This window comes from Comamonas sp. BIGb0124, from assembly GCF_003752175.1.
Taxonomy (GTDB): domain Bacteria; phylum Pseudomonadota; class Gammaproteobacteria; order Burkholderiales; family Burkholderiaceae_C; genus Comamonas_F.
Genome location: NZ_RJVF01000009.1, coordinates 70,799 through 90,488, shown reverse-complemented (window position 1 = coordinate 90,488; position 19,690 = coordinate 70,799). Strand labels below are relative to the sequence as shown.

At 60.2% G+C, this 19,690-nt stretch carries 16 protein-coding genes and 3 pseudogenes; 9 read left to right on the top strand and 10 right to left on the bottom strand.

Features of this window, described 5'->3' with window-relative positions:
* Positions 1-131: 131 nt before the first annotated feature.
* Positions 132-1,061, top strand: coding sequence for a PHB depolymerase family esterase (locus tag EC845_RS06660; protein ID WP_233597967.1), 930 nt, complete (start codon positions 132-134; stop codon positions 1,059-1,061).
* A gap of 60 nt (positions 1,062-1,121) precedes the next feature.
* On the opposite strand, the gene EC845_RS06655 is transcribed toward EC845_RS06660, so the two are convergent.
* The 3 genes from EC845_RS06655 to EC845_RS06645 form a co-directional block, all read right to left on the bottom strand.
* Positions 1,122-4,211, bottom strand: a complete 3,090-nt coding sequence (locus EC845_RS06655; protein ID WP_123296464.1) for an efflux RND transporter permease subunit — start codon at positions 4,209-4,211, stop codon at positions 1,122-1,124.
* On the bottom strand, positions 4,208-5,317 hold the full coding sequence (locus EC845_RS06650; RefSeq protein ID WP_123296462.1) for an efflux RND transporter periplasmic adaptor subunit: 1,110 nt from the start codon (positions 5,315-5,317) through the stop codon (positions 4,208-4,210). The genes EC845_RS06655 and EC845_RS06650 overlap by 4 nt, the downstream gene beginning before the upstream one ends.
* A gap of 77 nt (positions 5,318-5,394) precedes the next feature.
* The gene (locus EC845_RS06645; protein ID WP_123296460.1) at positions 5,395-6,009 is read right to left on the bottom strand and encodes a TetR/AcrR family transcriptional regulator; all 615 of its coding nucleotides are present in this window, start codon (positions 6,007-6,009) and stop codon (positions 5,395-5,397) included.
* 89 nt (positions 6,010-6,098) lie between these two features.
* On the opposite strand from EC845_RS06645, the gene EC845_RS06640 reads away from it, so the two are divergent.
* The 7 genes and pseudogenes from EC845_RS06640 to EC845_RS22585 form a co-directional block, all read left to right on the top strand.
* Positions 6,099-7,574: an efflux transporter outer membrane subunit gene (locus EC845_RS06640; RefSeq protein ID WP_123296458.1), complete on the top strand. Its 1,476-nt coding sequence runs from the start codon at positions 6,099-6,101 to the stop codon at positions 7,572-7,574.
* Positions 7,575-7,647: 73 nt separating this feature from the next.
* On the top strand, positions 7,648-8,562 hold the full coding sequence (locus EC845_RS06635) for a LysR family transcriptional regulator (protein ID WP_158615649.1): 915 nt from the start codon (positions 7,648-7,650) through the stop codon (positions 8,560-8,562).
* A gap of 179 nt (positions 8,563-8,741) precedes the next feature.
* Positions 8,742-9,008: a hypothetical protein gene (locus EC845_RS22595; protein ID WP_233598026.1), complete on the top strand. Its 267-nt coding sequence runs from the start codon at positions 8,742-8,744 to the stop codon at positions 9,006-9,008.
* Positions 8,900-9,291: pseudogene (locus tag EC845_RS06630) on the top strand (XdhC family protein); the annotation flags it as partial. The gene EC845_RS22595 and the pseudogene EC845_RS06630, both read left to right, overlap by 109 nt.
* Positions 9,292-9,473: 182 nt before the next feature.
* Positions 9,474-10,307: an NYN domain-containing protein gene (locus tag EC845_RS06625; RefSeq protein ID WP_123296456.1), complete on the top strand. Its 834-nt coding sequence runs from the start codon at positions 9,474-9,476 to the stop codon at positions 10,305-10,307.
* Positions 10,308-10,518: 211 nt separating this feature from the next.
* Positions 10,519-10,641: pseudogene (locus EC845_RS22335) on the top strand (addiction module antidote protein); the annotation flags it as partial.
* Between the two features lie 54 nt (positions 10,642-10,695).
* Positions 10,696-10,976, top strand: a pseudogene (locus EC845_RS22585) (transposase); the annotation flags it as partial.
* A 322-nt stretch (positions 10,977-11,298) separates the two neighbouring features.
* Here the strand turns inward: EC845_RS22585 and EC845_RS06615 are convergent.
* From EC845_RS06615 to EC845_RS06585, 7 genes are all read right to left on the bottom strand, one after another.
* Positions 11,299-12,366, bottom strand: a complete 1,068-nt coding sequence (locus EC845_RS06615; protein ID WP_123296455.1) for a site-specific DNA-methyltransferase — start codon at positions 12,364-12,366, stop codon at positions 11,299-11,301.
* Complete coding sequence (locus tag EC845_RS06610; RefSeq protein WP_123296454.1) at positions 12,366-12,959, bottom strand: hypothetical protein; 594 nt, start codon at positions 12,957-12,959, stop codon at positions 12,366-12,368. The genes EC845_RS06615 and EC845_RS06610 overlap by 1 nt, the downstream gene beginning before the upstream one ends.
* A 6-nt stretch (positions 12,960-12,965) precedes the next feature.
* Positions 12,966-13,370 (bottom strand): hypothetical protein, encoded by a 405-nt coding sequence (locus EC845_RS06605; RefSeq protein WP_123296453.1) that lies wholly within the window; start codon positions 13,368-13,370, stop codon positions 12,966-12,968.
* Positions 13,367-15,340 carry an AAA family ATPase gene (locus tag EC845_RS06600; RefSeq protein ID WP_123296452.1) on the bottom strand — a complete coding sequence of 658 codons (1,974 nt, stop codon included), beginning with the start codon at positions 15,338-15,340 and terminating at the stop codon, positions 13,367-13,369. The genes EC845_RS06605 and EC845_RS06600 overlap by 4 nt, the downstream gene beginning before the upstream one ends.
* On the bottom strand, positions 15,340-15,579 hold the full coding sequence (locus EC845_RS06595) for a hypothetical protein (protein WP_148077262.1): 240 nt from the start codon (positions 15,577-15,579) through the stop codon (positions 15,340-15,342). Before EC845_RS06595 ends, EC845_RS06600 begins: the two co-directional genes overlap by 1 nt.
* Positions 15,569-17,692, bottom strand: a complete 2,124-nt coding sequence (locus EC845_RS06590; protein WP_123296450.1) for a DEAD/DEAH box helicase family protein — start codon at positions 17,690-17,692, stop codon at positions 15,569-15,571. The genes EC845_RS06595 and EC845_RS06590 overlap by 11 nt, the downstream gene beginning before the upstream one ends.
* Positions 17,693-17,764: 72 nt before the next feature.
* Positions 17,765-18,079: a DNA-binding transcriptional regulator gene (locus EC845_RS06585; protein ID WP_123296449.1), complete on the bottom strand. Its 315-nt coding sequence runs from the start codon at positions 18,077-18,079 to the stop codon at positions 17,765-17,767.
* A gap of 710 nt (positions 18,080-18,789) precedes the next feature.
* Here EC845_RS06585 and EC845_RS06580 point away from each other — a divergent pair.
* The gene (locus EC845_RS06580; RefSeq protein ID WP_123296448.1) at positions 18,790-19,689 is read left to right on the top strand and encodes a DUF4747 family protein; all 900 of its coding nucleotides are present in this window, start codon (positions 18,790-18,792) and stop codon (positions 19,687-19,689) included.
* Position 19,690: the final 1 nt, after the last annotated feature.

Genomic DNA, 19,690 nt, shown 5'->3' with positions numbered 1-19,690 from the left:
CAGGGACAGGCCCGGCGTTCTGACACGGGGCCGATTGTTCGCCCCCCGACAGGGTCACTCAACGGACGATGTCCCCCAGTGTATTGCGGCTTCGCCCTGCCCTCACACCCTATCAGAAGAGAGAGAAAGCGATGACCGTCGAATATCTACGAAACGCCGGACCGGTCCGGCAAGGCGCATACCGCCCTGCCGCCACGCCCGATTCATTCATCGAAGGCACGTTTCGCAATTCAGCGGGGGCCCGGTACTACAAGCTGTATGTCCCGCCCAACCCGGCCGGCAAACGCCTGCCGCTCGTCGTCATGCTTCACGGCTGCAGTCAGGATGCCGACGACTTTGCGGCCGGCACGGCCATGAACGACCAAGGCCGTCGACACGATTTCTACGTGCTCTACCCGGTGCAGTCGCGGGAAGCCCATCCGCAGCGATGCTGGAACTGGTTCGAAAACGGCGAGCAGCTGCAGGGCCGTGCCGAAGCCGCTCTGCTGGCCGGCATGACTCGCGAGGTGGTGCTGGCGCATGGCATCGACTCGCAGCGGGTCTACATCGCAGGCCTGTCGGCAGGCGGTGCCATGGCCGCGCTCGTGGCCCGGTCGTATCCCAAGGTCTACGCAGCCGCGGGCGTGCATTCGGGCCTGGCACCCGGCGTGGCCTCCGATCTCTCGTCGGCAGCGGCCGCCATGCAGGGCCTGCACAGCACGCCGCCCACCCTGGCCGGCAGCGGCGTGCCGGTGATCGTCTTTCATGGCGATCAAGACACCACGGTGCATCCCAAAAACGCCCTGCAGATCGTTTCATCGAGCCTGGGCGATACCGCCCCCGAGGTCGTGACCGGCATGCCCGGCGAACGTGGCCAGCACCCCGTCACCCGGCACATCTACCTCAACGGATTGGGCGACGTCATCGCCGAACGATGGGAGATCCATGGCGCCGGGCATGCCTGGGCCGGCGGCTCGGAACTCGGCTCGTGCACCGATCGGAAAGGCCCCGACGCCACGTGCGAAATGGTCCGCTTCTTTCTGACCTTCAGCCAGAACGCATCGGCAGGAACTGGGCGTTGAACGCACGGCCGTCAGATCGAGGACGGCAACGCGCCATCCTCTCGCCGATCTCGCGCCACCCTATGCCCGCAGCGCTTTTCCGGCCCCGTTGGCCCCAGCGGGCTTGATCTTGAACCAGATCGAATACATCGCCGGCAGGAACACCAAGGTCATGATCGTTCCGCCCAGCGTGCCGCCGATCAGTGTGTAGGCCAGGGTGCCCCAGAACACCGAGTGCGTGAGCGGAATGAAAGCCAGGATCGCCGCCAGCGCCGTCAACAGCACCGGGCGGGCGCGTTGCACGGTCGCCTCGACCACCGCATGGAACGGATCCAGTCCCTCGTTCTCGTTGTGATGGATCTGGCCGATCAGGATCAGGGTGTTGCGCATCAGGATGCCCGACAGCGCGATCAGGCCCACCAGTGCATTGATGCCGAACGGCTGCTGGAACAGCAGCAACGTCGGCACGACACCGATCAGGCCCAGCGGTGCAGTCAGGAAAACCATCACCATCGCCGACATCGAGCGCACCTGCAGAATGATGATCAGCAACGTCATCGCCAGCATGATCGGGAACAGCGGCAACATCGCCTGGCTGGCCTTGCCCGATTCCTCGATCGATCCTGCTTCCTCGATCCGGTAACCCTCGGGCAGCCTGTCGATGATGGGCCGCAGTTCCTTGACGATGACCGCAGAGACGTCCGGCGGCTGCAGGCCTTCGGCGATGTCGCCCCGCACCGTCACGGTCGGCGTGCGATCGCGGCGGCGCAGAACCGGATCTTCCATCCGGACATCGACCTCGCCGACCTGCGACAGCGGGATGCGTTGCCCCGCCGAGCCCACCAGCGTGAAGCCTTCGATCCTGGCGGGATCGAGCCGGATATCGCCGGCGGCACGCCCCACCACCTGCACCGAGCGTATGTCTTCGCGCACCGAGGTGATCGGAACACCCGTGAGCAGAAACTGAAGCTGTTGCGCCACGGCTGTCGAAGTCAGCCCGACCGACTGCAAGCGATCCTGATCCAGCGAGAAATGCAGCGTCGAGACCGGCGGGCCCCAGTCGGAATTGACCGTGCGCATCATGGCGTTCGCCTGCATCACCTGCTGCACCTCCGCCGCGATGTCGCGCAACCGGGAAGGATCTGGCCCCATCACACGATACGCGACCGGGTACGGCGAATACGGGCCGAACACGAGCTGGGTGACCCTCACGCGGGCTTCCGGTGCGAGTCCTTCGGCCACCGCTTCGCGCAGGCGGAACTTGAGCTTCTCGCGCGCTTCCTGGCTGTCCGTGAGCACCACGATCTTCGCAAACGACGGATCGGGCAGCTCCGGCGCCATTGCCAGATAGAAACGCGGCGCGCCCTGGCCCACATAAGCCGTGACGATTTTTGCTTCTTCCTGCTTCTGCAGCCACGACTCGATCCGGGCCGTCGTCGCGCTGGTCTGCTCGATGGATGTTCCGTAAGGCATCTGCACCTCGACCAGTACCTCCGGGCGGTCCGAGGTCGGAAAGAACTGCTTCTTGACCAACCCCATGCCGAGGATCGCGACGACAAACGCCATGATCACCGTCCCGGCCACCAGCCACTTGCGGGCGATGACACGCGCCAGCACCTGGCGGAAGCGGTTGTATCGGGGCGTGTCGTAGATCGCCGCGTGGCCGCCCTCGACCTTCCGGATGTTCGGCAACATCTTCACGCCCAGATAAGGCGTGAAGAACACGGCGACCACCCATGAGGCGATCAGGGCGATGCCCACGATCCAGAACATGTTGCTGGTGTATTCACCCGCCGTCGACTGTGCAAAGCCATTGGGCATGAAACCGATGGCCGTCACCAGCGTGCCCGACAGCATCGGCGCTGCGGTGTGGCTCCAGGCGTATGCCGACGCTTCGATGCGGTCGTAGCCCTGCTCCATCTTCACCACCATCATTTCGATGGCGATGATGGCGTCGTCCACCAGCAATCCGAGCGCCAGGATCAGCGAACCCAGGGTGATGCGGTCGAAGTTCTTGCCCGTGGCCGCCATGATCACGAAGACCACGGCCAGCGTCAGCGGCACGGCGGCGGCCACCACCACGCCGACCCGCCAGCCCATGCTGACAAAACAGACCACCATCACCACCAGCAGCGCGACAAAGAACTTGACCATGAACTCGTCGACGGCCGAGCCGATGTTCACGGACTGGTCGGTCACCTTGGTGAGCGTCATGCCCAGCGGCATGCCGTCGTTGATCCGGGCCGTCTCGGCATCGAGCGCCTGGCCCAGATCCAGACCGTTCCAACCGTCGCGCATCACGATGCCCAGCAGCAGGGCCTCTTCCCCGTTGTTGCGAACCAGAAAAGTCGCCGGGTCTTCATAACCGCGCGTCACCGTCGCCACGTCAGACAGCTTGAGCGTGCGCCCCTGCACCGCGATCGAGGTGTTGCGGATCTTCTCCAGCTTGTCGAAGGCGCCGTCCAAGCGAAGGAAGACTTGCGGCCCGTCGGTGTCGATCGACCCGGCCGGCGTGAGCACGTTCTGGCTGTTCAGGGCCGAAAAGATGTCTTGCGGCGAAACCCCGAGGGTCGCCAGCCGATCGTGCGAGAACGACACGAAGATGCGTTCGGCCTGTTCGCCGATGATGTTGACCTTCTTCACGCCCGGCACATGCAACAGGCGCTGCCGCAGCGACTCGGCATCGCGCACCAGAAGCCGCTGCGGCTCGCCCTTCGCCTTCAGTGCAAACAAGGCAAACGTGACGTCCGAAAACTCGTCGTTCACCATGGGGCCCATCACGCCCGCCGGCAGGTTCCGGGCTTCGTCCCCGAGCTTCTTGCGCGCCTGATAGAACTCCTCCTGCACTTCCGAAGGCGGCGTGCCGTCGGCCAGCGACAGCATGGTGAAGGCCAGCCCCGGTCGGGTGTAGGTCTCCGAACGGTCATACCACTTCAGTTCCTGCAAGCGCTTCTCGAGCGGCTCGGCCACCTGATCCTGCATTTCCTGCGCCGTGGCGCCCGGCCAGGCGGTGATCACCGTCATCTGCTTGACCGTGAAAGGAGGGTCTTCTGCACGGCCCAGCTGAAAGAACGCCACGATGCCCGCAACCGCGATCAGCAAGATCAGAAAAACCGTGATCGAGCGCTCGCGGACAGCCAGCGCCGACAGATTAAAACGCCCTGCGCTCATGGCCGGCTCCCGGCAGCGCTGGCATCGCCCTGCGGCGCCAGGCGAACCTGCTCGCCGTGTTGCAGCAGATGCGCACCCAACGCGACCACCTGTTCACCCGACGTCAACTGGCCCACCACCCGGGCGGCATCGTCGCCCAGGCCCACCACCTGCACGGCCCGCCAGCTCACCCGCGTCGGATCGCCGGCAATCACCCAGACACCCGAACCTTTGCCCGAATCGTAAATGGCAGCGATGGGCACCTGCAGCACCGGCTTGCCGGCTGCCGCCTGGGCGATCCGGAGGGTGACCGTCGCGCCCAACGGCGCCTGGGCCAGCGGGCCCTCGAGCACATACCGGGCCTCGAAAGTCCGCGTCACCCGGTCGGCCGAATCGGACAGCAACCGGAGCTTCGCAGGTACTGCGCCGGCCTGGCTGCCGTAGAGCGTCGCCTGTGCGATCGATCCTGCGGCGGGGCGCAGCGTCTCGGGCAGATGCACGATCGCCTCGCGCTGGCCGGCCCGCGCCAGTCGAACCACGGCCTGCCCTGGACTGACGACCTGACCGGCTTCGGCCAGCGTCTCCATCACCACCCCATCGGCATCGGCAACCAGCACCGCATAACCCGAAGCATTCCGGGCCACGTCGGCCTGCGCCACCGCCGCATTCAGTTGCGCCTTGGCCGTGTCGGCTGCCGCCTTGATCTGGTCATAGGCCGAAGCCGAAACCGCACCGGCGGCCACTAGGTCCCGATAACGCAGTTCTTCGTCTGCCGTCTGCCTGGCGCGTGCACGGGCCGCCGTCACCGACTCCTGCTGCGCCTGTGCCTGCAAGCCCAGGTCGATCGGGTCCAGGCGCATCAGCGGCTGACCCCGCTTGACGGTCTGGCCCGTGTCGACCAGACGCTCGAGCACCTTTCCGGACACCCGAAAGCCCAAGTCGCTCTGGACACGAGCCGCCACCGTGCCGGTGAACGACCGCGAGATCTCGGAAGAATCCTGAACCAGGGCCGATCTCACCAGCGGCGCACGGGTGCGGGGGTCGTCGGCCGTGGAGGTCTCGCCACACGCTGCCAACACAAAAGGCAGCAGGCAAAGGGCAGCGGCGGCAGGTCGTAGCCAAGACATGGGGTCCCTTACTCATCGATAGAACAGGAACCGAATTCTCAGACCAGTGACCAATAATGTCAATAGTCACACATCGACTAGGGCGCTAGGCTGCGAAGGATGAGTGCCGACAACTGCACCGCCGCATCCGGTGCCCGATCCAGGTTGTACTGAAGCTGCACTGGGTTGATGTACGGCCGCATGACCAGGTAGATCGCATTCGAGGCTTCGTCCAGCGGCGTCTTGCGCTCGAACTCGCCGGTCTCGCGCCCTTCGCGAAGAATCTCCTGGATCAGTTGCCGCAGGTGCGTCTCGAGCGTGCGCACCGAAGGCCACTCGTCCCGCGCGGCGACCGCCGCAATGTCGTAAAGCTTGCGGTCGTGGAAAAAAAGATCGCTGCCCGTCTCGGCCAACGCCCGGAAGAGGCGCCTCAGACGCTCCGACGCCGTGGGGGCATCGGCGATCACTGAATCCACGATGCGCGTGATCATCGCCAGCCGGTTGGCACAGATCACCTCGCCGATCGCCTGCTTGGAATCGAAGAACTTGTAGATGTAAGCCTTGGAGAAACCGATGGCCTTGGCCAGATCCGACACCGTGGTCTTCTCGTAGCCGTAGTGGCCGAAATGTTCCGTGGCGGCTTCCACGATCTGGTCCCGGACGTTGTGCTCCGTCGGTCCGCGTGCGAGGGGTTCATGGCTCTTGTCTGTCATTTTTGTAGCTTATCTCGACAGGCCTCGATTGACAACCAGTGACCATACAGTAATATGGTCACTTATTCTGTTCCATTCAAGGACTCTCGATGCTTTCCCCTCGCTCTCTTGCCCTGGTCGCGAGCGCCGGCCTGCTGACGGCTTGTGCGGTGGGTCCGGACTATCGCCGACCAGATGCTCCACTGCCCGTGCGTTACCTGGCGCAGCCCGCAGCCGATCAGCGCAGTGCCACGCCCCCCCCCAGCCTCGCCGTCTGGTGGGAGAGCTTCGGCGACCCGGTGCTGAGCCGCCTCGTCACCCAGGCGCTCGCTCAGAACCTCGACTTGGCACAAGCCGCGGCAAGAGTCGGCCAGGCACGGGCCGGGCTCGGCGCCGCGACGGCTGCGCTCCTGCCGTCCGGCAACCTCAGCGGCCAGGCCGCGCGGGCCTATCAGTCCATCGAGACTCCGCTCGGCCAGGTGCTGGCCTCCACCCCCGACTTCGACCGCTACGGCAATGCCTACGAGGCCAATCTGGGCGCCAGCTGGGAGCTGGACCTCTTCGGCGGCCTGCGACGCGGACGCCAGGCGGCCCTGGCCGACTACGAAGCCTCTGAGGCCGGTGCCACCGCGACCCGGCTCGCCGTCGCAGCGCAGACGGCGGACATCTACATCGCCCTGCGCGGATTGCAGACGCGCCTGGACATCGCCAACCGGCAAGTCGAGACGCAGCAAGCACTGCTTGAGAAAGTCCGGTTGCTCCACGGCAGAGGGCTCGCCGCCGACTATCAGCTTCGGCAGACCGAAGGCTCGCTCGCGCAAGTGCAGGCCACCCTGCCCGTGCTGCAGACCGGCCTGGATTCGGCCATGAATGCACTCGACGTGATGCTGGGCGTGCCCCCGGGCACCCATCGTGCGGACTGGACCGCCGCCGGCGCCATTCCGCAAGCGCCGCAGCTCGCCGACACCGGCACGCCGGCCGACCTGCTGCGCCGCAGGCCCGACCTCATCGTCGCCGAGCGCCGGCTGGCGGCGTCCAACGCCCGCATCGGCGTCGCCATGGCGGAGTTTTACCCCAAGTTCTCGCTGAGCGCCTTGATCGGCAGCGCCACATCCATTTCCAGCGGCCATCTGTTCTCGAGCGGTGCCAACCAGTCGGCGGCGGTGCTGGGATTGCGCTGGCGCCTCTTCGACTTCGGCCGCATCAACGCACAGATCGAACAAGCCCAAGGACAGGAAGCCGAAGCCCTGGCGGCCTACCGCCTGTCCGTGCTGCGCGCCACCGAAGACGTCGAAAACGCATTCTCGGCCTGGGCCAACCGCACCCGCCAGACGCTGATCCTGAGCGGCGGCGAAAGCTCGCTGGGCCAGGCCCGTCAGTCGTCCTTCATCGCCTATCAAAAGGGTGCCGCCAGCCTGGTCGACGTGCTGCGCGCCGACGAGACCTGGCTGCAAGCCTCGGACGCCAGGGCCCAGGCGCAGACCGAAGCGGCTCGCGCAGCCGTTGCCGCATACCGCGCGCTCGGGGGCGGCTGGCAGCCGTCGGCCCGGACCGACACCGTCGCGGCGGCAGCGGTCGCCCGGTGAGAGCCGGCCGGATCCGGGGCCCGGCCCCTCGTTCCGGCCGGCCACGCGCGCGATGATCAACCTGTTCAGAGCCATGCGCACCTTCATCTGCGTCGTCGATGAAGGCAGCTTTGCGGGCGCGGCGCGAGCGCTCGACATTTCTCCGGCCGCGGTGACACGCCTGGTCGCCGAACTGGAGCAAGAGATCGGGGCACGCCTCCTCCACCGCACCACACGGCGACTGGCCCCCACCGAAGCCGGATTGGAATACACGGATCATGTCCGCGAGATTCTGGCGAAAGTCGCCGAGGCATCCGCTGCGGTCGAGTCCACCTCGCGCGTGCCGGCGGGCCCGCTTCGGGTGGGTGGCGCAGCCCCCTTGCTGTCGCACCAGATCGCGCCCCTGCTGCCCGAGTTTCGGCGGCGGTATCACAAAGTCAGCTTCCAGTTGACCGCGCTCGACCCTCAATCCCTGGGTGGGCTGGACGAATCGCTCGACATCACCCTGATCTGCACACCCGCCAAGCTGGTGACCGGAGACTTCGTTGCCCATCTGCTGGCGAGCACCGAGTTGATATTCTGCGCATCGCCCAGCTACTTCGAAGCGAACGGCGTGCCGGTCTACCCCGCCGATCTGGCACACCACGAAGTACTGGTCCCCAACGCACACAGCACGCCCCGAACCATCGAGTTCAGGCGAAAAGGCCATCCCGCAGGCGGCGACGTTCATGCGGTTCAAGCCAAGACACGTCGCAGCGGTGTGCTCAGCAGCGCGCACCACGAGACGCTGCATGCCGCGGCCAACGCCGGCATGGGCATTCTGGCCACCCTGCCCTGGTACGTGCAAAGCGGCCTGTCCAACGGCACCCTGGTCCGCGTGCTGCAGGAATGGGCCTCGCTGCGCTTCGATCTGTATGCAGCCATCCCCAGCAGAAATCTGGTTCCCCCCAAGACCCGTGCATTCATGGATTTTCTTCGCGAGAAGATCCAATCGCTCGATGGGAAGTGAGTGCGTTCGTCGGGCCGTTCTTGAGACCTGCTGCATCGTCTGGAGACCGAAGGCGAAGTGACCACCGCTGCGCTTCTGGATGTGCTCAGGGCCATGGGTTACACGCTCCGATTGGAAAAGACTGGGCTTCCGTCTCTGGAAGAAATGCGCGCCCGCTTCGCAGAGGATGAGGACGAATCATGAACCTCCCGGAAAAAGTGAAGCTGCTGAACGTCGAAGTCAGTGACCAGCCATGCGGGCAATTGCTTCAGGAGTCGCAGTTCGAGTTTCGTTATCTGTCCGACGATGCAAATCAGACCCCTGTGGGTCTGCTGATGCCCGCCTCTGCCCTCACCCGCACCGCTTCGGCCTGCCCTGCGGCAGCACGCTCGAGCTGTTGCTCGAACACGAAGCCGATCCCGCATCGCTGGCCGCGCTGGTCGCCGCGCTGGAACGGGGGCGACTGATAGCGCGCAGCGTGTCGCTTGCAGACGGCGGCGCGACCCTGGCAGAAGCCGCAACGCCGAAGCCCGGCGCGAACGTTTGATCACGCATTTCGACCAGACCGCCGAGTCCCTGGCCCGCCTGCGCGGACCGATCGGCATCTACATCGCAAGCAAGACCCCCCCCGAGATCGCCGTGAGCGTCATGGCAGAAATCCTCGCCGTGAAAAATGCGGTGGCCTTGCCGCGCGAAAGCGACGTGGCCAACGCCAAGACGGCCCAGAGCCTGCAGCAGACGATGGCTTGATGCAGCGGTGCGGCCCATTGCGCACGGCAGCGAGCGATGGCCCCCGACCTCGGCGTTAATCACTCCGCCTGCTATTCACTTTCCCCAACTTTCGTTTATGGTGTGGACAACTCACCGCACAGCGTGGGACTTGTCCACAGACAGCCGCATAGGTGGCATCGAAACATGGAGGAGATCGAAGCATGAGCGCCATCCCCGGTCACGTCGACGCCCGTGTTGCAGTCCTGGTCGATTGCGACAACGTTCCGCCAGATATCCTGGAACACGCCCTGTTGATGGCGGCCCAGTTTGGACGCGTGGTGCTGCGTCGCGGTTATGGCAACCAGACCACCCTGGCAAACAAATGGCAAGAGGCACTGATCCGGCTGGCTTTCACGCCCTGCCTGCAGTACCAATACGCGGCGGGCAAAAACACCGCCGACATCGCCCTGGCGCTCGATGCCCTCGAAGCCATGTTCGACGGACGCGCCGAGACCTTCTGCCTCGTCACCAGCGACTCCGACTTCGCCTACCTGTGCCGCAAACTGCGCGAGCGCGGCGCCCATGTGTGCATCGTGGGCGAGTCCAAAACACCCGATGCACTGCGCAATGCAAGCGACCAGTTCATCGAGTGGGAGCGGCCCGTGCAAGCGCCGACGGTTCCGGCCGCGCCCGTCGCTTCAACTGTGGCGACGGCAGCTCCCGCAATCGCCCCCGCGGTCAAAACCGCAGCCGCCAAAGCCGAGCCGGTGGCCAAGGCCAAAGATCAGAAGCCGGAACCATCCAAGCCACAGCCCAAGACCCGTCCTCGATTCATCGTCGAGGCCGTTGCCCTGCTGGCCGGTGGAAGCTCCGAAGGCAAGATCTCGCTGGGCGCCCTAGGCCAGTACCTCAAGCGCGCGGACCCCGCGTTCTCACCCAAGCTCTACGGGCACTCGGGTCTGCTCGACATGCTCAAGACCTACGACCTTTTGGTGCTGCAGCAGGAGGTTGGGGGGCATTGGTTTGCCAGCGTCGTTCCCCATTCGGACTCGTAGTTGGCAATGGCGATCGCGATCAGCAGTTCCTTAACTCCGCACGCAGACCACATGCACGCTTGATGCGTCCGAGCTTTTCGCCAATGGACACGGGGTGCACACATCATGCTGCGTGTCGTGCTTCTGCCGTGCGGTGGTGGCAAACGGGCGCAGACAGCGGACATCCATCGGGCGGTGGAGTACGGGCATGACTGGCCACGGAGAAGCAACGATGGAAAGCAGATCGAATGACGAAGCCATGGCGGAGGTTTACCGCAGCGATCCGGCTTTTGCGCTTGAAGTCATCTACAACATTCTGGAAGACGGCGACCAAGCCGAACTGATGATCGTGCTGTGGAGTTGACCCGGTTCCGTGGAGACATCATTCTTTGTGTTCAAGGAGTCGCAAATGTCCAAGGTTCGACCGCCATACCCGGCGGAATTCAGGCAACAGACGGTCGAGTCGGTGCGCGCCGGGCGCACACCGGCCGAGTTCTCTCGCGAGTTCAATGTCACCGCGTAGTCCATCGCCTACTGAGTCGGCCAAGCTGCCATTGACGGCGGCAAGCCGTTCCCCGGCAATGAGGGCTTGAGCAGCGCCGACCGCGAGGAGCTTGTTCGGCTTCGCCGCCAGCGTCGACAGGAACGCGACATCCTGGCAAAGGCTACGGTCTGGTTCGCCGGTCGCAGTGATGCGACTTTCACGCAGTCTTCGGACTCGTAATGGCAAACTTGAAGGGTGGTAAAACACCAGACGGCGCCACAGCGGCCTGGGCTACCTCACCCATGAACTATGAAAGGAGTCAGCCTTCCTGCTTCACTGCTCGCCAACATGACCCACTGTATGCGGATGAAGCACCCCAGATCGTTTGAGAATCAAACTGAAACCATCCACGAGTTGGGTCAACTACAACCCCAGTCCCTCGCCATCGCGCTTTGCGCTGCGCTGGTTGACTCGCGTGGCATCACGCAATTCAATCGTCTAAAGACCATGGCTGCGACCACAAAAAATTTAAACTTTTACCGATGCAGGGGGAACACGTTTCGCATTAGAAACCCATTTCTCGTCAGGTAGTGTCTCGAACCCAGCTTCGAAGCGGGGAGACTCAAAGCGAAACGCTGAGGATCGAACATAAGTGCCGGCAAACTTGCCCTCTGCATCCAGTTCACACGACACCCAATTTCGACCCAATGCCTCTGCCACTTCGCCCGTCGTATTACTACCCGCGAATGGATCGTAGATAACATCATCATGCTCGGTCAGGAACTCAATGAAGAATGCTGGGAGCCCTTTGGGAAACCGAGCATTATGAGGTTTCACGCCATGCAGACGGCACTCGGAAAGATATTTGTCGTTCGAGATCGTATTTGAGACAGCCAGGATGTTGTCAAACAGCGCGTCGAACGGCTCACCATGCAAATCGCTTTGATCGCCATCGGCGAAACCAAGCAGATTTGGCGGTATCGCGCCCTTGTTGTCCACCATGAACTTGTCAGTGATGTTGTGATTGGAAGGACGTTTGCGAATCTGGTAGCCGTTCTTGAGCAATGCATCCATTGATGTAGAGTAGCGCTTTAGCACCCTACGGTTGTCTGCCTTTGTCTTGCTCGCATCCTTGGCGAACCACAGGATCAAGTTCACTGAATCTTTGACGCGAATCCTATCAACATTTGTCCACTGAGCAGGCCCGGGCAACTTGGCCGGGTTGTACCAATAAAACTCCTGGCAGAGGTCAAAGTGTCGCGCAAGTCGAGCCGCTAACTCGAAATGGTAAGTTGATCGCTTCGGAGCGCCGGGGAGGTATGAGCCGCCCACATCGATGACGAGCGAGCCTGTATCGCATAACAACGACTGCCAAACCGGCACGAACGTGTCGAACCAGCTCAGATATTCGTCATGCGGCTTATTGCCGTAGTCTTTTGGCCGGGTCAATGAAAACGGCGGCGAGGTGAAGATGAGGTCTACGGACCCCGGCTTCATCACCTTCGACGCAAGGACAAGGCGAGAGTCGCCCTGATAGGCTTTACCTTTCGCCGTCGTGTAGGCGAGGCATGGCTGCGAATTGAGATTAGCGTTCATTAGAATGAAAAATCCAGTAGCTTCGTCGGTCCCACTGTCTCGTGACCTGACGACATAAGAAAAAGGTAGCGGGCGAGGTACTCTGGCCGAAACGCAAGCGCGGTCTCCAGCTCGCCGTCCGCGCATTGCCTTACCTTAGAGTCTGCGCCGACCAGATACGCCTGTTTCAACACAGGGAATGTGATCTGGCAGGATGAAGAAATGCCCACCTTGATGTGCCTGACGGGGTCCCACGCAGTGATGATCCGCATATCCGATGCGGGATAGTTGCCCATCTCTTGACCGACATGGTCCTGCTCCACGTCGTAGTACCCCAGTAGCACGGAGGTGGCATCCTTGAATGCGAGCTGTCGCCCATTGCCAAGCTTGACTTGGATACGGTATTCAAGTGCAGAGCGCGACCTGCCTCCATGCCCCACGGTCCAGCAGTACAAGTTGTACCGCCGCTTGCTGCCACAGGGGAATGTCACATCGAGCCGGCAAGGTAACTCGCCGGAAATGCCGCCGAGTTCTGCCTTGTCAATAGTACAGCGCTGCTGCGAGAGATATGCACACAGACGCTCCACCAGTTCCGCCTTTTTTAGACCTGACATAGGTACTCAAGCCCATGGCGCCGTCTGATCTGGATCAAGTGCGTCTGAAAGTGTGCCGTTGGCAGTCACCAAGCGGTTGAATAGAAAGGCGAGACCCGCATGTGCAAGCCGCTCGGAGAACGTTGCTGGGCTCGCTACCTCCGCAGGATTCAGTGCGGCGATCAGTTGACGCAACTTACCGTCGCGATCGACACCGCCTGTGAAGTTGTAGGTTGTACGGATTCCAACCATCTCTGCCGCGCTAGGTTCAAGATGACGGGCTAGGGCGACGGCTATTGCCAAGCGATAGCAGTCCTGCCGATCGGCAAACCAACCGGTCTTGAGCAACTCATCGAGCTGCTGATCCGCGACTGGAGTCAGGCCGATTTGAGCCTTGTCCTGAGTTTCTGCGGCTGCTTGCATTTCAGTCATGACGTGATCTCGGTAATCCTGGAACGATCGGAAGCACCATCGCGCTCGACCCGGTACTCGCGAGCAACATGGGGCGCAAGGTCAGCCAGGTCACGGTCTCGCTCCAACTCGCCGGATTGAACAAGCAGCACGACCTGAGCGCCGAAGTGCGGAGCAAATTTCAGGATGTTGTGTCTGTGCCGGCGATCCAGCCGGCCGAAGGGCGTGTCCATGATGATGGGCCCCTCGCGGGTCGCACATCGATTGAGTGCTCCTATCAATGACAGCGCCACAATCTGTTCGGATCCAGCCGACCGGTCAGTGATGATGCGGCCACGGTCATTCACGAGGGAGAGCCCGAATTGTTCGTTGATCTTGAGGCCACCATAGCCAGGTTCAGCCGACAGCGCCTTGTGTATTTCGGACGCCTCGCGCTCGACATCGACGCGCAGACGCTGCCTGAACTCTTCCACTGCTGAATCAAAGATTTCTCGCAGTGCGTCGTAAAGCGCCGCCTGGGTTGCCAAAGCTTTGTTCGCTGATGGGAGCCTGCGAATCTGTGCCTGCAGACGCTGCAACGCGGCGTCGGCTTCGTTAAGACGATCCTGCGTTTCGCTGAGGATGCGTTCAGAGTCGCGTAGCTGACCCAGGCACTTTTCCAGATCGCGTTCAACCTGTCCGATCTCTGCACGGTTGTCTGTCCTAACGCGCTCTTTTATTTGCTCAATTTCCGTCTTGAGCTGGCGCTTCTTGATACCGGCGCGTCTAAGCGCGCCCTCCTTTTCGCGCAAAAACTGGTGCACCGCCTTGCCAGCGAAGGGACGCAGAAGCGACATTGTCTCGAAGTGCTTTGCTGCTTGGATTTCCGGGCCTAGCTTATCGAGTTGGCTTTGCGCCACAGCTCGCTTCGCGGACAAGGCGTCAATTTCCTCGGCCGACACATGATGTCCGCACAGACCGCACATTTGTTCGAGAACTGTGCGGTCAACTTCTGCAATCTCCCGCGTGAGACGTTCGCGCAGTGCCGATGCTTCGGCCGCGCGCTGCGCGAGAGTTTGGGCTTCGTCTGCCTTGGCTGCAATCGCTTTCTCCAGAGGGAGCCACCAAGACTCCTTGACGATCGCCTGGATCTCGCCCATCAGAGTTGCAGCATCTTCGTCGGCCTGCTTCACCTCTCGCTCGCACCGGTCCATTTCACGGAGGTCTGCCTTAATTTCGCCGAACGTCTCCATCTTCTGTCTGAACTGATTGCGCTCATTCTCAAGGTCCGCCTTGATTTCCTGCTGCCGCTGAATGTCCTTTTCGAGGGCACTGACCAGTTCTTCCTTCTGCTGAGCACTTACGATCAGCCGCTCATTGTCTCGGCGAGCTCTGGCTTCTGAAAGCTGGCTGCGCTCTGCATTCCGCTTCAATTCGGCGAGCCCCGTGATCGAGCGCTGAATCGACGGTAAACCCAGAATCTGCTCGATCGACTGTTTCACGATCAGCGTGCGTTGATGGGGATTGCGCAATAGGTCCTCGTAGTCATTCAGCATTTCGCCGTCGAAGAGGAAGAAGCGCGAAATCTGCGGATGCAGTATTTCATTGATGCTGCGGTCGATCCCGGCCTCAGGCTCAAAGCTGCCATTCTTGCGCATCGAGCACCGAAACTGGAAATCCCGATCATCGCTTGGCGCACGATCGGCCTGTGCATGCCGCTCAAGAATAAAGCGAGCACCGGCATGCTCGAACTCTAGCGTGACCGAGAGATTGTACTGCCCACCAAGTCTGGCATCGGTATTGAGGAGCCTGACCGTCGGGATGTGGATGCTGTTGCGCCCAACGGCCTGTTTGTACAGGCACCAACGGATCGCATTGGCGAGCGAAGTCTTGCCTCGCTCGTTCTCTCCATGAACGAGGATCACCGGCGCATTCGCAGTCACCGTCAGATCAAGTTCGTGACTGCCGTTGAACGGGCCGAAATTTTCTATCCGAACGCGAGTGAGTTTCATTAGCTCACCCCATTCTGCGGTTGATTGGCAGTTTCCGTCACCAGGTCGCGCGCGGCACGTTGGAATTGCAGCACATCATCTTCAAACTGCAGCCGCCAGGCTTCATTGAAAACTGACTGGAGGAACTCAGCGCTCATCAATGCCGCGATATCCTTATCCTCCATCTTCTGCACGACCTCTTGCCGCAGCGCCTCCAATGTTTCAAGCGCCGACTGTTTTGTTTTCGGTTCAACTACCATGGTTCCCCTCCAGTTCTCCGGTAACGACATCGAAATCTTCAATGCCGTGCTGGCGCGCGAGGACGGACAGCTCCATTCCGACGGCCTTGTTTCTAGCATACTGTGCAAATTCAGCGCTGCGCCGAAGCTCAGTCCGTAATATAGCGGTTTCTTCCCCAACCTCGTCGTCGGTGAGAGCCGGAAGCACCAGACAGTCGTGCACCTCTGCTGAAAACTTGTGCTCTTGCCACCTGAGCACCCGGCCCCGCCGCTGTATGAATTCACGGGAGTTGGTAGAGGAGGCGAGGATTAGGGCACGGTTTACCGCCGGAATATCAACGCCTTCGTCGAGGCATCGAATTGCAACCAGGATGCCGCCGCGAGCGGCGAAGTGTCCCATCGTTGCCCCGCGCTCACCCTCCATTGCGCTGTGATAATCATATGCAGGTAGCCGGTTATGCTGCAGGCCCATGAGAACATCGCCCAATTGCTCTTGTGTGTCGCAATAGACCAGCCACCGGTCACCGTCCTTGTACTCCCCGCGCAGAATGTCAATCGCAAGGTCGGTTTTTCCTTGAGCCTGTTTGAGGATGGCAGCGCGCCGGAATAACATGAGCTGGAAACGGTCGCTGGGGACTCGCGATCCACCTATCCCCTTCGGCAAACGCGCGTATTCGCGCTTGATCGTTTCGGTTAGCTTGTTCCAGCTTTCCTGCTCGGATCTCGTCAACCGAACAGTATGGATGTAGTAATCGTAGGGCACAAGGCGCCCTGCGACAATCGCTTCCGGGATACCAAAGGGCGGCTGCAATCGCTCCCCAAAATAGCCAAATATCCGCGCCGTGCCTGCGGGGTCTCCAAACCGTTCAGGTGTTGCGCTGAGACCGAGACGAGCGCCGGCCTCGATGGTAAGAATCCGGGCACATCCGCTGCTGCCGAGCCGATGCACTTCGTCGGCCACCAACAGTAGATGAGGTCCCCCCTGCACTCGTGAAACGAAGTGCGGCTTGGACGCAGTCTGAAGCGTGGCGATGGTGATACGTGGGCCAAGCTCAACCATGTCACGGGTCAGATCAGCGAGCAAGCCCTCCCAGCTTGCTCGCGAATTGCCGGCGCCGGCCGTCACCACCATCGGATGCAGGTTGCTAAGATCCTTCTCGACCTCGATTGCCCACTGCTTGGCCAGCAGTTCGCTTGGAACCAGCACTAAGGCAGGCCGGCCATTCGCGCACCAGTCTCGGATGGCCTGCAGCGCGGTGACCGTCTTCCCCGCCCCAGTGACATGTGGAACGATGCCCCGGTATCCGGCAGATCGCCAATTTGCGAGCACTTCGGATTGATGCGGCTGAAGCGTTCTGCGTGTTGTCGGGGACTGTTTTTCCGGCTTATCCGATGTCTGAGGCTTTGGCGCCCCAACAAGATGACGGACGCGCTCTGCGGCATCGTCGATGCCTTGCGGCAACCTAGCAGCAACCAACTCCTCACGGGCGACGGAAGGAAAGTCCTTCACCTTCAGGCCAGCAACGTTGCCAGCCCACAGGCGCTCGAAATACTCGGCATGTCGCGCCACGCGGCCCGGCTCATCGCTGTGCCATGAGCGAAATACATCGAAGCTTTCACTGTTGGACTCAACATCCCACGCCGAGAACGTCTCATTGGTTGATCCGTTGAACGACACGCGGTTCTCGAAAGCGTCTTCGAAGATGCCGATCTTCTGATGAAAGATGCCAGCCCTGCCAGGCTTGTACGCGATGCGTACATCCAGAACACCGCAGGCCACGAGCGTCGCCAGGAACTCAGTGACAGGCCTCGATTCGACATCGGCAAGCAGATCACGCACATCCGCCAACGTTCGATCACCGACGACATCGCGCTCCTCGTAAGCTCCATCTAGCGCCTTAATGTCCTCGGGCGAAAGATGAGGCGAGCAGACCAGCCGAATCTTGCCGCCACGGTATGCAAAATTGGAGAATGCCAGGCCGACTAGAACGTAAAGCGTCGAGCGAAAGTAACCTACGGCACGGCTGTACTTCGCCGCCGACGACAAGCACGGCACGTAAAAGTCCCGAACAAGATCATCATCCCCGCTGGCATATCCCAGCGAAAACGCCACCTCCGTCAGCGGTTTCGACATCGTTGTTATTCCTTCACATTCACGACAACAAAGGTGCTCCTGCCGACGCGTGGCGGCTACCGCGGCAGTGCTTTAGGCGACGACTTCAAGCCCCCGCTTCTGCACGAGGTACAGAAGCTTGAGCGCCGCACCCGTAGGTCTTTTTGGGCCGATCTCCCATTTCTGTACTGTGGAGAGGCTCGTGTTCAAAGGCGCCGCGAACACCGCTTGACTGACACGTGATGCATTGCGGGTGCCTTTGATCTGCGCAGGCTCAAGCGATACGATGACTGGTAAGCACACGCGGTCGAACTCGCGCAATGTGACCTGATCCTTCCCGTCCACCGTTTGCCGCCCCTTCGCAGCTTGGTGAACCGCATCGAGAATCGGAGACACAGTCTTTCGCATCGTAATCTACTCCACAAGCTCGCCAGCTTTCTGCGCCCTTTAGACCCGGACGGTTAGTAAGAACAGATGCACCACAACCTCTTCAACGCCCCCTCTTCGCCCCCCACTAATGATCGGAAATCATAGCACTTGGCGCTATGGTCTCATGGACGGATTAATGACCATATATCCTTAAGCAAAATGGCAGGCTATGTGCAGCACCCCACCGCGAGATCAGTCCTCACTATCGCATCTGCAGGCACTGTCGCCGGCGGGGCCCCTCGTCCATCAACGATGGCATCGAACATCTACACCGACTAGCTGCAAAGAATTTAAAAGTGACAATTCCTCAAGGCCACAATTATCACACTTGATAGAATCCCCCAATCCAGAGTCCCCCACTGCATCCATTTTGCAGCCGCGCAAACTGGAAGACCCATAAACTAGTACTTTCAACCTACACACCCTACTCAACAAGACATTAATGAAGTATTGATATCATTAAGATATTTCCACTTCAACTGAGAACATACAGAATAAATTTCAATCATCCCTACCCAAACCACTCCATGCCGCAACCATTTGCCTCACACGAACCGTGTCTACCTCCTCAAGAATAACAAGCATCAACCATTCATCTCAAGTCCGCTACAATTTTCACGCTCAAGTTTTGCTCGGGCAAATAGAAGCCACGTATTAGTGAATTTATACTCGCAAAATCATAACTCATTATGTCCAAATTCGTCATTTACAACATTCAACTACTCCCAATCAACAACAATGAGAAAGAAGTAGGTATAAATGGATACCGAAAACTTTTTTCAAAACTCCGAGACCTAAATCAGAAACATCGCACCCAGAAAACTCAACCTCTGTTCCACCATGCACTAGGTGGAGAGTCCTATATAGGACCAGAATTTTTCGCTTTTAAATCCGGCTACATTTATGGCCATTTTATTCGCTACACCAAAACTGATACACTAAAAGATCTTGGTACTGGCCAAACCGTCTTCAGAGCAGGCAAAAAAACCACTGTCTCCAAGCTTCAAGAAATCCCCTTTATCTTCGACACAAATAGACACCTATTAGCCATTGACAAGCAAAACATCCCTAAAAATAACGGCTTTCAAACGGCACTCGAAAAATTTCTTCAACCAATTTCCAATGAAGAATTTCCGCATCACGAATTAACAATCAACTTAATCTCTACCAAAAAAACTTTGGAGGAAATTTTTGACAAGGCAATCGCATATAGGACAGTTGATGTAACTATCTCCCCTCCCAACGGAGGCGAGACAGAAGGCTTGCTACGAGATCTTCGTGAAAAACATACAAGAATCAAGGTTCACGCCTCGGGAGCGGGCAATGGCGAAAAAGGCCGTATGTCGGGGGTGCCGGAGATTCTAAAAACTATGCTTCGTGCAGCAGTACTATACGGAGCGGCCAAGATGAGCTACCTAGCCACCCAAGAGGGAGAAAAGGCAAAGTGGCAAAATTATGATTCAGCTGACTCCCCGGCTTCATTTACAGTAAGAAAATCATCATCCGACCAGAGTGATGCCGACTACTTTTCAAGGGTGCATGAAAAACTAAAAAATCTCGAACTAGATCAACTATCAAGCGAGGAATAAA